13 protein-coding genes are annotated in these 14,042 nt (G+C 56.9%); 5 read left to right on the top strand and 8 right to left on the bottom strand.

Going from position 1 to position 14,042, the window contains the following annotated elements:
• Positions 1–12 precede the first annotated feature (12 nt).
• Positions 13–453 carry a response regulator gene (locus tag VFA76_02810; protein ID HZR30771.1) on the bottom strand — a complete coding sequence of 147 codons (441 nt, stop codon included), beginning with the start codon at positions 451–453 and terminating at the stop codon, positions 13–15.
• Positions 454–919: 466 nt separating this feature from the next.
• On the opposite strand from VFA76_02810, the gene VFA76_02805 reads away from it, so the two are divergent.
• Positions 920–1,195, top strand: coding sequence for a hypothetical protein (locus tag VFA76_02805; GenBank protein ID HZR30770.1), 276 nt, complete (start codon positions 920–922; stop codon positions 1,193–1,195).
• Between the two features lie 567 nt (positions 1,196–1,762).
• Here VFA76_02805 and VFA76_02800 read toward each other — a convergent pair.
• The 6 genes from VFA76_02800 to VFA76_02775 form a co-directional block, all read right to left on the bottom strand.
• A complete protein-coding gene (locus VFA76_02800; GenBank protein ID HZR30769.1) occupies positions 1,763–2,221 on the bottom strand; it encodes a RidA family protein in 459 nt (152 codons plus the stop codon).
• 92 nt (positions 2,222–2,313) lie between these two features.
• The gene (locus tag VFA76_02795; GenBank protein HZR30768.1) at positions 2,314–3,576 is read right to left on the bottom strand and encodes an ABC transporter permease; all 1,263 of its coding nucleotides are present in this window, start codon (positions 3,574–3,576) and stop codon (positions 2,314–2,316) included.
• Position 3,577: 1 nt separating this feature from the next.
• Complete coding sequence (locus tag VFA76_02790) at positions 3,578–4,819, bottom strand: ABC transporter permease (GenBank protein ID HZR30767.1); 1,242 nt, start codon at positions 4,817–4,819, stop codon at positions 3,578–3,580.
• 104 nt (positions 4,820–4,923) lie between these two features.
• Entirely contained in the window at positions 4,924–5,919 is a 996-nt protein-coding gene (locus VFA76_02785; GenBank protein ID HZR30766.1) for a phosphoesterase, read from the bottom strand.
• Positions 5,920–6,081: 162 nt separating this feature from the next.
• Entirely contained in the window at positions 6,082–6,522 is a 441-nt protein-coding gene (locus tag VFA76_02780) for a DUF4870 domain-containing protein (protein ID HZR30765.1), read from the bottom strand.
• Positions 6,523–6,677: 155 nt separating this feature from the next.
• Complete coding sequence (locus VFA76_02775; GenBank protein HZR30764.1) at positions 6,678–7,196, bottom strand: Fur family transcriptional regulator; 519 nt, start codon at positions 7,194–7,196, stop codon at positions 6,678–6,680.
• A gap of 217 nt (positions 7,197–7,413) precedes the next feature.
• On the opposite strand from VFA76_02775, the gene VFA76_02770 reads away from it, so the two are divergent.
• Entirely contained in the window at positions 7,414–9,936 is a 2,523-nt protein-coding gene (locus VFA76_02770; protein ID HZR30763.1) for a penicillin acylase family protein, read from the top strand.
• 106 nt (positions 9,937–10,042) lie between these two features.
• Here VFA76_02770 and VFA76_02765 read toward each other — a convergent pair whose 3' ends face one another.
• Positions 10,043–11,224, bottom strand: coding sequence for a hypothetical protein (locus tag VFA76_02765; GenBank protein ID HZR30762.1), 1,182 nt, complete (start codon positions 11,222–11,224; stop codon positions 10,043–10,045).
• 142 nt (positions 11,225–11,366) lie between these two features.
• Here VFA76_02765 and VFA76_02760 point away from each other — a divergent pair, with 142 nt between their 5' ends.
• From VFA76_02760 to VFA76_02750, 3 genes are all read left to right on the top strand, one after another.
• A complete protein-coding gene (locus tag VFA76_02760; protein ID HZR30761.1) occupies positions 11,367–13,232 on the top strand; it encodes a bifunctional homocysteine S-methyltransferase/methylenetetrahydrofolate reductase in 1,866 nt (621 codons plus the stop codon).
• Between the two features lie 114 nt (positions 13,233–13,346).
• Positions 13,347–13,586, top strand: a complete 240-nt coding sequence (locus tag VFA76_02755) for an exodeoxyribonuclease VII small subunit (GenBank protein HZR30760.1) — start codon at positions 13,347–13,349, stop codon at positions 13,584–13,586.
• 22 nt (positions 13,587–13,608) lie between these two features.
• Positions 13,609–13,983: a hypothetical protein gene (locus VFA76_02750; protein HZR30759.1), complete on the top strand. Its 375-nt coding sequence runs from the start codon at positions 13,609–13,611 to the stop codon at positions 13,981–13,983.
• The last annotated feature ends 59 nt before the right edge of the window (positions 13,984–14,042 follow it).

Raw genomic sequence — 14,042 nt, 5'->3', positions numbered from 1 at the left:
TTCAGCCGAACGCTACGCTGCTGCGGTGTCGTCCTTTGCTTTGTGGGGCCGCCGCTGTAACCAGCTTCCTGCATTGCGGGCTGAGGAAAAGGTCTCTTCGTCAGCCAGCACGGCCAGCAATTCTGAAGGATGGATCGGTTTCGCGAGGAGCGTAAAGTTGTGCCCCCGCACTCTGGCTCCCTCCAAGAGGTCAGCCGCGTTCGCCATTCCGGAAAAGAGCAGGACCTTACAACCGGGATGTTGCTCGGCGAGAAAGACTGCCAGCTCCACACCATTCATGCCCGGCATCATCACGTCGGTGATGACTAGATCAGGCATTACCGAGGCGCAGTGCGCGATACCGCTTTTGGCGTCGTAACAAGCCGTGGCTTCGTAGCCGGACCTGCGCAGTATTGCAGCCAATGTATCTGCAATGACTCGCTCATCGTCCACGATCAAAATTCTCTTGCTCATAACTCTCCTTGCACAGCTGCGGAGCCTGGGCGCGATAGCAGTTATCGGTGAGGTGCTGGAGTGCTGCACCTTTGGCGCGGAGAAGGCTGGTTTTCGCTCTCGGAAGCGCGACCCGAAACAGCATAGGGTTCTTCTTTAACCGCCAGTCTGTGTGCCTGTGCCTTGGCGTCAACATCGGTGGCGCTTTTGAAAACTTCCGACAGTGACACTGCTTCAAATCTCCTGTTTTGCTTCTTCACATTCCACCCCTTCCAAAGACTCTAGCTGGAAAGACTCGATACGGGGACTTTTTCTTTGCAAGACCCTTAACTAACCCATTGTGTCCCAATAGCTTAGGGGGAGGAGCGTGATGTTTAAGATTGTGCTTGTAAAATTGCTTTTTATTAATGTAAGATTACTTGCGTTTTACGATACGTTAGTGAAGCGATAACGAAGCGTTCACAACCGGGTATGGAGGTTGAATTCCATGGCAAGTGCCAAACCAAAGTCGCGGCGTCGTTTCAATACCACTGAGCGCGCGAATGTGCCAATCGGGCGAAACGGCAAGCACAAGTCCATCGTTACGGCGATCTTGAGTGATTTGGAGGAGCTCGATAGAGGGCAATCGTTGAAAATACCTCTCTCCGAGCTGCCCGATACTAAAGTCAACGTCCGCTCCGCGCTGAACCGCGCTACACGTAAGCTGGATCGCTCGGTGGCCACGGCATGCGATGAGGAGTTTCTGTACGTTTGGAATGACTAGGGCTTAGCGTCGACCTCAGGCGAGCTGCTTTAACAACCGGGAAGCCGGGTGGCCCACCCTTTCGCGCTAGCGAAGGGTGGGGCTTTAAATCACAAGCTAAGCCCGTGCGCGCCCGCTAAGAATCCAGAAACCCGCGCCGAAGCCGAAGAGGTACGCCGAGCGTGACGTTCACAACCAGGAACTGTGATTTGCCCGACCACTCTTTTCTCTTGACCAATACACCCAACATTTTCAACACTTGGTTTGTGCTCCGTTTGTGGAACAGCGGCCGAATGAATGGAAAAAAGTATTCAGCTAAGTGACTCATATAAAAGATCATCGTTGTAAGCGTTCCCGATTCATAGACCTGCGGGAAAATTCCTTGCAACTCTATGATTTTGAAGAATGGGAGGGGGGATAGGCCGGCACGCGAATTGCCAAAGTTTACAAAGTAGTAATTCGCGGCGTTGCGTACTTGGCCAGCCGCCCTCGGCTGCCCTGGGCGAGCTGCGCTCGCCTGCTGGTTTAAGTAACGCCGTCGTCTCGGCGGCAATAATCCTGCGGGACGCCGACGCTACAACTCGATTTCTAGATGTACGCGATGCAATCTATCTCGACCAGCGAATTGCCCGGGATTCCGCCCGCGGCGGCGATGGTAGTCCGCACCGGCGGATTCTCGCCGAAGCGGCCTTTATAGGTTTCGTTCATGCCATCGTAGTCTTTGAGGTCGTTGAGATAGACGTTGACTTTGAGCACCTTGTCCATGGAGGAGCCAGCATTGGTCAGTTCTTTCTCGATCTCGTCGAGAACATGTTTGGTGTGGGACTTGATGTCGCCGGGAAAATGCGCTCCCTTGCCGGCGATGAACAGCAAGTCGCCGAAGGAGACGGCCCCGGAGAACAGCGGCGTTTGGGCGGGCTTTTCTCCGTGAAAATAAACTTTCTTTTTGCCCTTTGATTTGGCTTCGGCTTTGCTCGCGCCCACAACTGCCGCGGCGGCGACTGCGGCAGCGCTACCCTTGATCAAGTTGCGTCGGTTCTGATTCATGAAGTCATCCACCTCGTTTGGGGTTGAATATTCAATTGCGAGACAGCCGCCGAGGATACCGCGTTGGTGCACCGCAATACAATCCCGCCTCTCTACTCGTAACGCAGCGCGTCCACCGGATCGAGGCGCGCGGCCTGCCACGCGGGGTAGATGCCGAAGATCAGGCCCACACTCATGGACATGAACACGCCCCCGAAGACGCCCCAGGCAGGAATGCTGGATGGAATATTGGGCAGCAAGCGGTTGAGCGTCAGGCTGAGGCCAGCGCCGATGAGCACTCCGATGATGCCGCCGCTGCCGGTAAGCACGACGGCTTCGGTGAGGAACTGGCGGACGATGTCGGCGCGGCGCGCGCCAATGGCCTTGCGCACGCCGATCTCGCGGGTACGTTCAGTGACCGACATCAACATGATGTTCATCACGCCCACGCCGCCTACCAGCAGTCCGATGGAGCTCACCACCACAGTCACCAAGGCGATTGCGCCGGTGATCTGGCGCAACTGGTTCGCAATCTCCTCCGCGCTGGAGATGCCGAAGCTATCCGGCTTATCGAATGGCACGCGGCGGCGACGGCGGAGCAAACCCCGGACCTCGTCCTGGGCGGCGGCTTTCTGGCCGGGATAGGCCTCAGCGCCGATGAAGATCTCGTCGTCTCCGGGATTGTGGCGCTGATAGGTACGGAACGGAACCAGCACCAGGCGGTCGGCAGAATCGTCGCGGATGAAGAGGCTCTTCCGGCGCTGCAGCACGCCGACCACGCGGTAAGACGTGCCATCCACGACGATGTTCTTGCCGATCGGGTCTTCCTGACCGAAGAACGCTTCGCCCAGGTCGTATCCGATGACCACCACGTCTGAGCGGTGGTTATTCTCGGCGTCGGTAAAGAAGCGGCCCTTGTAAGGGTGGGCGTTGAATACTTCTTCATATGACGGCCACTCGCCGGTGTACTGAATGTTGAAGGACTCGTGGTGACCGTAGCGGGCGCTCACCAACCGCTGCGGGCCGAAGTCTTTAATACGGGGGAATATTTCGGCGGTGACGTTTTTGATGGCAGGACACTCGGCCAGAATGGCCTCTGCATCCTCCGGCGTGAGCGGTCTGCGGCTGCGCTCCTCCGGCGAAAGCCGGCCATTGGTATGGATGCCAGGATTCCACTTGAAAATGAAGAGAGTGTTGGCGCCGTAGTCGTTGAGGTAGTCCCGCACCTGCCGATCCATGCCAACCATGATGGAGGCCACACCCATGAGCGCGATAATGCCGATTACGACGCCCAGCACGGTAAGAAATGAACGCGTCTTGTGGCCGCGCAGGGTGTCCAGCGCCATCTTCGCGTTGTTGCCGAACTCAAGGGGCATATCAGGTCTCGTAGCGTAGCGCTTCAATGGGGTTCAGAAGCGCGGCCTTGCGTGCGGGATAAATACCAAAAAACAGGCCAACTGCGGTTGAAATCAAGAGTGACGCGATCACAGCCGTGATGGGTACGGCCATGGGAATAGAAGTGGTGCCGCGAACCAGCAGTGCAATCAGATATGCGACCACGATGCCGATTGCGCCGCCAACAGCGGCCATCACCGAAGATTCCACCAAGAACTGGATCAGAATGTCGCCGCGGCGCGCCCCAATAGACTTGCGCACGCCGATCTCGCGGGTGCGTTCGGTGACGCTGGCGAGCATCACATTCATAATGACTACACCGCCGATCACCAGAAAGACAGAGACAATACCGACCATGGAATCTGCGATCACAGCGGTAAGACTGTGCCAGAGGTTGAGAACATTGGCGGACGTAAGGATGCCAAAATTGTCGTCGTCGCCCGGCCGCAAGTGGCGGCGGGCACGCATCAGCATGCGCGCTTCGTCTTCCGTACGGCCCATCCACTCCGCGCTGCGGCACTGCACATTGATGCTGAGGCTTTTGTCATGACCGTACATCTTCTGGAAGGTCTCAATAGGAATGTAAATGAAGTCATCCTGCGATTGCCCGAGGACGGTGCCCAGCGGCTTGGAGCGGCCGACTACCTGGAACCATCGTCCACTTATTTGAATATTCTTGTTGATGGGATCCTGGTTGGGAAAAAGTTTGCTGGCGACCTCAGATCCGACGAATGCAACTGAGGTGCGATGGTCATTGTCGCCGCTTGAAATGTAACGACCGAGGTCGGGCTCGGCGACATCCATCTCGCTGATGTTGGCGGTGACGCCGCGAATGCTGATGTCGTCCAGACTCTGACGGCCGTACTTGACGGAACCTAGAGTGCGGACCTCGACGCCTACGTCTTTGGCGAGGCGCATGTTCGCATGCAGGAATTGGTAGTCTTCCCAATCCATTTTGCGATTCCGACGCACTGCGCGGGCAAAATCCTCGACATCGGTGATGAAGCCAAACTGGCGAACCAGAAACACATTGGATCCCATGTTAGCGACCCGCTCGGCAATGTAGAGGTTAATACCGGAGATAAGCGAAACCACAATGATGAGCGTAGAAACCGAAAGGATGATGCCGAGCAGCATGAGCGCCGACCGCAGCTTATGCGAACGGATGTTCTCCAGGGCCATAACGGCGGGTTCACGGAGGAAGAAGATGCTGCGGGAAGCCATGCTGCAGACAGTGTAACGCGCAGAGCCGGTGAAATTGCGAAATCGGGTGATCGGAAATCGGTAATTGAAAAACACGGAGCGAGATGGGGATTATGTGAGGCCGATTACGAGGCGGGTTTAATGGGCAGGACGCGCGACTCGCGATAGCTGGCACGCAGTTCGGCGACGATTTCCTGCGCGGCTTTCTTTGCCTGCTCGGTCTGATTCGTGGCGAAGGAGATGGCGCCGACGCGGGCGTGACCGCCGCCGCCGTAGCGCTCGCAAATCTTGGCCAGGTTAACCACACGATCGGCGGAGCTCCAGGGATTAGAGCCCACCGAGACTTTGGTTCGGAAGTTGCTTTTGCTGAGCCCAACACTGTAAACGCAGTCGGGGTTCAGATAATAAGGAATGAACTTGTTGTAGCCCTCAAGGTCCTGGTCGCTAACGTCGAAGAATACGGTGCCATCGCGAAATTCGGTTCGCTGGCGCAGAACTTCGATTGATTTCTGGTGGCGCTCGAGCAGCGGAGGCACCAGGCGCGCCACGAACGGTTCCTGCAAAATACTGGCTAGAGGCTGCTCGGCGAGCAATGGGATGAGGCGAGGAACGAAGCCGTGCTCCTGGTTGGCCTCAATCACCATGGTTAGCTTCATGGCGGGCTCGCGCATCTCAACCGCAGATTTGGAGTCGGAATAAAGAGCGCCATCAATGATGTCGGCCCACTCGATAGTGTCAGCCACCGGCAGGGGATTGAAACCAAAGCGTTCTTCGCTGATGGTGGCAATAAAACGAGTGCAAGACTTGAAGTCCGGATCGTAGAATTTGCGATTGCTCTGGTCGCGCTCGAAGTGGGCGGCGTCGTCAGGAGTAAGAAACGCGCTCTCGTGATGGTCGAACCACCAGGTCAGGCGGGGCGACGTGGAGTATTTAAAGTCCACGATGGCATTTTCGTCGCCGTTGAATTTTTCTTCATCGAAGAGGGCGCCGGCGCGGTGCAGTAGACCGCTGTACTCAAACTTGGCGTCGTCGCGAATGCGTTCGCGGTAGAAGCGAGTGAACAGGGCGGCGGAACACGCGCCGTCGAAACATCGGTCGTGATAAAAAACCCGAACCTTCAATCGCTTCCCTACCCCTCAGCCGTATAGCTAATTAGCTCCGCCCTGCAATAAACAAAAGCCAATAGAAATGACATCTCGCCGCGCATCTGTCAAGTTGAGATGCGCAGGTGGGCGCGGAGTTGTTGTGAATATTCTGAGAACAGACGGCGCGAACGGGGACGGCTACGCCGTGCCGCTTGCTTGTTTTTCCGCGATGTCGCCGATCACAGGTAATTTGAACATTTGTCCTTGATACGCCTTGATAACGAGGAGCAACCAGACCGCGAGTTCCGCGATCGCGACCAGCGGCCAAATAAACAAGCCGAGCAGAGCGACAAAGGGGATCGCGGAGACCACAGAAAGAGCAATCCCCAGGATGACGCAAGCCACGCAGAAGAACAGCGATTGAAAGGAGTGGAAACGCACAAAACGGTTGCGGTTGTAGGGCTCCATCACGAGGAAAATGATCGCCGGAATGATGGTGACATAGGCGAGAAGGCCAGCAACGTTATCGGTGAGGCCAGTGGCCGGCGCGCTAGGAGCGGGTGCGACTGCCGTGCCTCCTCCTACAGATTGCGCGTTAGCTTTTCCGCAGGCACTACAAGTAAGGGACCCTTCGGCCATCGCTGCTCCACAAGATGCACAGAAACGCGGCATAGTGCCTCCTCCACTTACCAGAGCAATGTTGGGCGGACATTAGCAGAAGGGCGGGCGGAAAACAATGGAATTTGACAGATGTGGTTTCCCCTAAGACTCGGGCTACTGCTGTCAGTTCTGCATCACGCAACCCCACGGCCGGAACCCGGGTGCTTGCGGCAGGTCTCGCACAAACCATAAATCTGAAAAGTGTGGCGGGTGGTGAGGTAGTGGTGCTTGCGTCCGATTTCCTGCTCCAGGCGGCCGACCTCCGGAGAAAAGAACTCCACCGAACTGCCGCACTGAGTGCAGACCATGTGATGGTGGCTGCGACGGTTGTACTGGTGTTCGTAGCGGGCAATGCCATCGTGAAACGCGACTTCGCTGGCAAGGCCGCATTCGGCGAGCAACTTCAGTGTGCGATAAACCGTAGTGAATCCGATGCGCGAATCCCTCTTCTGCACCAGACGGTGAAGCTGGTCGGTGGAAAGGTGCTCGCGTGTTTCAAGGAAAGCGCGCAGGATGGTGTCGCGCTGCTCGGTGTGTTTTAAGCCAACCTGTTTCAAATGACGATGCAGGATCTCCTCGGCCTCGCGCACCATCTCGCGCGATATGGTGGGTTGGTCGTCAATGCGCTTCTGCAACATGGACGACGACAACATAGCATCGGCCGAGGCAAATTGAAAATGAATTTCAATTTCAAAATGCTCAGGCAGAAGCGGGTTTCGCCGGCGCTCGGGACGACAAAGCCAGGGCGGTCTGTGGCCGCGAAGTTGCGGTTCGTTGTGTAGGGATTCCTCGCTATGCTCGGAATGACAATTTCCAAGGGGAATCCCCCATTGTGTACATCGGGCAGCAAACCTACAATCGTGATGCCTTATGGCTGCTCCCAAAGTTGCAATTCCTACCCGGGAATTCCTGAAGAATAAGCGCAAGGCGTTGGTGGTCCTGATAACGGCGTTGGGCATAGTTCTGTTGGCCGGCCTGGCGACTGGAATGTGGTTTTATCGCGCTGGACACGTGGCCCTGCCACAACTGGACGGAAGAATCGAGGTTGCCGGCTTGATAGCGCGGGTGACAGTCACACGCGACGGTCATGGCGTGCCGACGATCGTGGCCGCGTCTATGGAAGCTCTTTTCTTTGCGCAGGGCTATGTGACAGCCCAGGACCGCCTATGGCAAATGGACATGTCGCGACGCTTTGCTGGCGGCGAAATGGCGGAGGTACTGGGCTCGGATTGGGTAAAACACGATGTCGAACAGCGCACATTGTCGCTACGGGCCCGGGCGGAGCGGAGCGCGGATGAGCTCTCGCAGCGGGACCGCAGTTACATGGATGCCTACGCACAAGGCGTAAATGCGTTCATCAAGAGCCATAGAAACCGGCTGCCGCTGGAATTTCGAGCGCTTCGCTACGCACCACGAGCATGGACGTCGGCTGATTCCCTGGTGATCGCTGCCAATATGGTGAAGGAACTCAACCATGCAGCGGCGGCGGCAGCGCTGCGGCGCGAGAAAGTAACCGAGAGGATTGGGGCCGAGCTGGCGTCCGATCTCTATACGAATGTTTCCTGGCGCGACCATCCGCCGGGAGATGGCGCTCAAGGAGATGTTGCCTCAGCGGCTAAAGCCGCATCTCGTAGCGCGCTAGATGGCGCGGCTAAAAGCCGCACCCTTTCAAAGCAAGCGGATCGGGAGCGGTGGCAGGAGGGTGCTGCTAAAAGCGGCGCGCTTTCGCAACTCTGGCCGATACAAACAACGGATCCGGGGCAAATTCAGTTGGGATCGAACAACTGGGTGATTTCGGGAGCGCACACATATTCCGGGAAGCCGCTGCTCTCCAACGATCCGCACCTGGGACACCAATTGCCGGGCGTTTGGTACGAGACGCACTTGCGATCGGGGAATTTTGACGTGGTTGGGGTAAGCCTGCCGGGAGTTCCAGCAATCATTCTGGGGCACAATCAGCGGATCGCATGGGGATTCACCAATGTTGAGGCCACAGTAGAGGACGTCTTTGTTGAGGAATTCAACGCCAGCGGCCAGTATCGTACGCCGGATGGCTGGCGCCAACCCGATCACAAGCGCGAAGTCATTCAGGTGCGGGGTGGGTCAAACGTTGCCGTGGATGTGGTCATCACTCGGCACGGCCCGATTATCAGCGGACTGTTTCCGGGCGAGAAGCGTCAGCTGGCGCTGCAGTGGACGCTCTACACGCCAGGCGCGCTGTATTCGCCATTCTTCGATCTGGATGCGGCGCAAAACTGGGCGGAGGTTCGCAAGGCGCTGTCGAACTGGGTAGCACCGGGACAGAACGTGGTTTATGCAGACGTAGATGGGCACATCGGTTACCAGGCGACGGGAAAGTTTCCGATCCGCGCCGGAGATGGCAGCCTGCCCGCATCGGGTTCGGACAATATGCACGAATGGACGGGCTTCATTCCGTTTGAGCAGCTGCCAAGTGTGTTTGATCCACCTTCCGGAATTCTGGCCACGGCCAATGGGCGGATCACGCCGGATGGATATCCGCATTCGATCAGTGTGGAATGGGGAGCTCCATACCGAACGGAGCGAATCTACAAGGTTTTGCAGGCGGGAAAGAAATTCAGGCCGGAGGACATGCTGGCGCTGCAGATGGACGTGCACTCGGAATTTGACCGCTTCTGCGCTGAGCATTTCGTGTATGCGCTGGATCATGTGAAGCGGCTATCAGAGCAGGCCCGGCGGGCGCGAGACATGATGCGCGACTGGGATGGACAGATGCGCGCCGACTCGGCTGCCGCGGCAATCGAGGTATTGGCCCAGCGCGAACTTTTTCGGATGCTGCTCGAAGCCAAGCTGGGCCCAGTACCGGCCGACGATAAGAACGAGAATGCTACCGTGAGCTGGAAGACATACGACTGGTCTATGTGGCCAGTGTGGATGGAAAATGTGCTTCTGCATCAGCCCAAGCGCTGGCTGCCACCGGGATACAACAATTATGACGATCTGCTTGCCACGGCGGTGGAGAGAGTGGTTGGCGGAAGTTCAGCGGAAGACCTGGCTAGCTGGCGCTGGGGACAGATCTCACCGGTGGAGATTCAGCATCCGCTTTTTGGTTGGATCCCAATATTGAAACGCTGGACAGGACCGGGTTTAAACGAGCAGTCTGGCCACGGCTCCCTGACGGTGAAAGCGGCTGGGCTGCATTTCGGAGCGTCGGAACGGAGTACGGAGGACCTTTCAAACCTGGATAATTCCACCCTGAATATCGTGCTTGGGCAATCGGGAAATCTATTCAGTCCTTATTATCTGGACCAGTGGCCGGCCTGGTATGAAGGTAAGACGTTTGCTGTTCCCTTCTCTGCCGAGGCAGTTCAGGCGGCGCGGACTCATGAGCTGGTGCTGGAACCGGCAAAGTAATTGGGAGTTCCTCAGCGGCTAACGCCGGGTCGCCGTTCGGAAAAAGATGCAGCGCTGAAGCGCTGCTCCACCCAGGGATGTGGCGCTTCTCACGGCCTTCGGAGGGCTAATCCACTTCCTTGACGTCGAAAGCCTGGCCAATGATGTCAATGAACGCATTCTTGGAGGGAGCGCTGGTTGTGGTATCTAAGATCCGCAGCTCTCCCCCTTCACAAACGTAGGCGATACTTCTTTTAGAAACGGGTGCGATGCCAGTGACGTCACCATTCGGGGGGTCAACTACTGCTGTATTGGCGCTCACGTCGAAAATGGAAAGGCAGCCAGTTGTGACCAGGTTGCAGCCGTGGGCGCCAACGAAAAGCTTGTTGTCACTAGCGAGCTCCATGCGGTTGTGAAAGCCGTCGCCGATATGGAAGGGGACAGAGGCGGTCAGAGCGGGGATTTTAACCACCTGCAAGGTTCCGACTCCAGATGCGCCACCGGCGACGTATAAATTGCCGTTGTTCAGCAGCCCGACGGTAGCGCCTGAGAGCCCGACCGTCGCTCCCAAAGTATTGTTTTGCATATTGAATGCGGTCACGCTGGGCGTGCCGCCGCCACATTCGGAGCCGCAGTTCAAGATGTAAGCAGTGTTGTCGTCATCGCTGAATACGGCGCCCACCGGGCGATCTCCGGGATTGCTATTGATGGTAGTGAGAGGCTGTGCTCCTGGTACGCCCACAAGAGAAGCATCAATGACGGTAAAGAAGTCGGCGCTATCACTGAAAACCAGGGCACGACTGCCGCTGTGGTTGATGACAACACGACGAGCCTGAGGTATGTCGAGCACAAAGGTGGCAGTGTTGGTAATTAAGTTCATCACCTGGACAACACCAGCGGCCTGGCCCAGGACTGTCGCGGTAGGAATAGCAGCGAACCCGCGATTCCCCTTGGGCGAGATCACGAAGCTCTCCGTGGCTCCAGGGAGCGATATGCTGGCGCTTTGAGCTTCTGTGGAATTGTTGATCACAGCGATGCTGTTGGTACCGGCGTCGAACACGTAGGTGAAACGCTTGTCTGCCGAAAGCACCATCGGTCCGGGCTGCGAGCCAGCCGAGATGCTTTTGGTGGTAACCAGGCTATCCTTACCGGCATTCACGATTTGCAGCACACCAGCGACGGCGTTGGAAACAAAAGCGCGAGGCTTGACGCCACTGACAACCGGTTTATTGGGGTTGCTGGTATTGCCGCTGCAGGAGGTAAGAATTAATGCGGCAGGCACAAGGGCTGCAATAGCGCCGAGCTTCAAACTAAAGGCTCCACGAGGCACACGAGGATTAATTTCTCTGGTGAAAACGGTGATTATAACAGAGCGGAACGGCGAGCTTTCCCGGCGGTGCTCTGGCGCTCCTGGCTGCAAATGAAGCAAGGCTCCTGTATTCTTGTTGTGAATGCCTGCTGACTTTATCGAACGCTTGCAGAAGGGCCCGGTGCTGTGTGACGGCGCCATGGGGACCCTTCTGTACTCCAAAGGAATTTTCATCAACCGATGCTACGACGAGCTTAACTGCTCGCAGCCCGACCTGATTCGTGGCATCCATCATGAATACCTGCAAGCCGGTGCGGAAGTAATCGAGACCAATACTTTCGGCGGCAACGCAATCCGCCTTGCCCGGCACGGATTAGCCGAACGAGTAGGTGACATTAACCTGGCGGGCGCAAGGCTGGCGAAGGAAGCGGCGAAGAGCTTCGATGCCTGGGTGGCAGGCTCTGTCGGTCCCATGGGGATCCGCATCGAGCCGCTCGGCAAAACTTCGCGGGAGGAAGCCCGGGGGATTTTTGCAGAGCAGATTGCCGCCCTTGTAGAAGGCGGAGTTGACCTGCTGATACTCGAGACCTTCGGCTACATGGATGAACTTCACCAGGCGATCCTGGCGGCGCGGGAGATCAATCCGAAGATCCCAGTGGTGGCGCAGGTCACGATTGACGACGATGGCAATTGCCTGGACGGTTCCAGTCCGGAGACGTTTGGAACGCGGTTGACCGAGTGGGGAGTTGACGTGGTGGGGTGCAACTGTAGTGTGGGGCCGGTCGCCATGTTGAGCGCCATCGAGCGGGTGCGGCGGGTGACGGATCGTCCTCTTGCCGCACAACCAAACGCCGGCATGCCGCGAAATGTGGAAGGCCGAAATATTTACCTGGCATCGCCTGAGTACATGGCTAGCTACGCGCGCAAGTTTGTCGCGGCCGGCGTAAAGCTGGTGGGTGGCTGCTGCGGAACCACTCCTGACCACACCCGCACTATGAAATCAAACCTGCGAGCAGGCGAAGCGCGCAGCCGTACCAGCACGTTTCCGGTGAGCAGCGCACCGCCATCGCCTTCGGAGATGGAAGTGGCGCCACTGGAAAAGCGTTCCCGTATGGGAGCGAAGATCGCGCGTGGCGAGTTTGTGACCATGGTGGAAGTGGTGCCTCCCAAGGGCACTGATGTGAACAAGGAACTTGAAGGCGCTCGCTTTCTGAAATCCGTGGGGGTGGACGCGATCAACATTCCTGATAGCCCGCGAGCGTCGGCTCGGATGAGCAATCAGGCGCTTTCGATTCTTACTCAGCAGCAGGTCGGGATCGAGGCAGTGCTGCACTATACCTGCCGCGACCGTAATGTGCTCAGCATTCAGTCTGATTTGCTGGGGGCGGCGGCGATTGGGATCCGCAACTTGATTTGCATTACCGGCGATCCTCCGAAACTTGGCAATTACCCCGACGCAACAGCAGTGTTCGATGTGGATGCGATCGGATTGATCAATATTGTCCATAATCTAAATCGCGGACTGGACATTGGCGGTAATCCGATTGGCAGCGGGACGTCGTTCGTAATCGGGGTCGGGGCGAACCCAGGAATTTCGAATCTCGACGAAGAGATTCGCCGCTTCGAGTACAAGGTGGAAGCTGGTGGAGAGTACGCCGTCACGCAGCCGGTTTTCGACGTGGCACTGCTGGAGAACTTCTTGCGGCGCATCGAGCATTGCCACATCCCAGTGATCGCCGGCATTTGGCCGCTAGTGAGCGTGCGCAACGCCGAGTTTATGAAGAACGAATTACGCGTGTCGGTCCCAGATTCAATATTTACCCGCATGGCTGCCGCCCCTAATGCCGAGGCGGCTCGGGCGGAAGGCGTACAGATTGCCCGGGAGATGCTGCTGGCCATCCGCGACTTGGTACAGGGCGCTCAGATCAGCGCGCCATTTGGTAAATACAGCGCTGCCGTGGATGTGCTGGAAGCATTAGGTACGTCTCGATCTACGACTGCGGTATAGGGGTCCCCCATTGATTCAGCAACCCCAAACTGGGAGTAAGAATCAGCCGAAAAGAAGAAAATTCTTGCGCAACAACTGCAGTGAAGTGCATTAAAATATCCCCTGGAGCATTCCTTGCCGAAGTTTGAAGAGTGCCTGCAACGGTTGGAAAAAATAGTGGGTGAGCTGGAAAAGGGCGATATTCCGCTAGAGAAGTCGCTTGCGCTTTTTGAAGAAGGAATGCAACTTTCGACCACCTGCCGCAAGGAGCTGGAACAGGCGGAAGGTAAAGTCGAGATCCTGTTAAAGCAAAACGGAAAATTACAGGCCGAACCCTTCGAGCCCGCAATAGAGAAAGCGGAGACGAGAAAGTAAGAAGCCGCCCTCAGGGGGATCTATGCAGCCTTTAAATGTAGTAGTTCTGCAGAGCGATCCGCGGACCACCGAGCAACTGCTGGCGACGTTGGAGAAGCAGTTCAATTCCATCCATGCCGTCCGCGCTCCCGAAGAGCTCTGGCAAGCGATTCCGAAGTACCGGGCGCAGGTGATCATTCTGGACATGGAAGCATCTTCCCTGGCGGCAGTGACCAGACTGCGGCGGGAGTTTCCACAGCTAAGCCTGGTTTGTACCCACCGGCTGGCAGATGAGGACATGTGGACGGAGATCATAGCTGCAGGGGGGAACGACCTTTGCGGTTCAGGCGACACTCAAGGAATTGTAAGCGCTGTGCTTCGTAGCACGGGGGCGGCGACCCACTCAGCCGCGGCGTGAAATGTTTTGCAGTTAGCGCGCAATTCCCCGCTCACTTTTCTCGTGCAAATTATCTGTGG

The organism is Terriglobales bacterium (assembly GCA_035651655.1).
In the GTDB taxonomy this organism is placed as follows: domain Bacteria; phylum Acidobacteriota; class Terriglobia; order Terriglobales; family Acidobacteriaceae; genus DASRFG01.
This window is presented reverse-complemented; position numbering and strand designations above follow the sequence as displayed.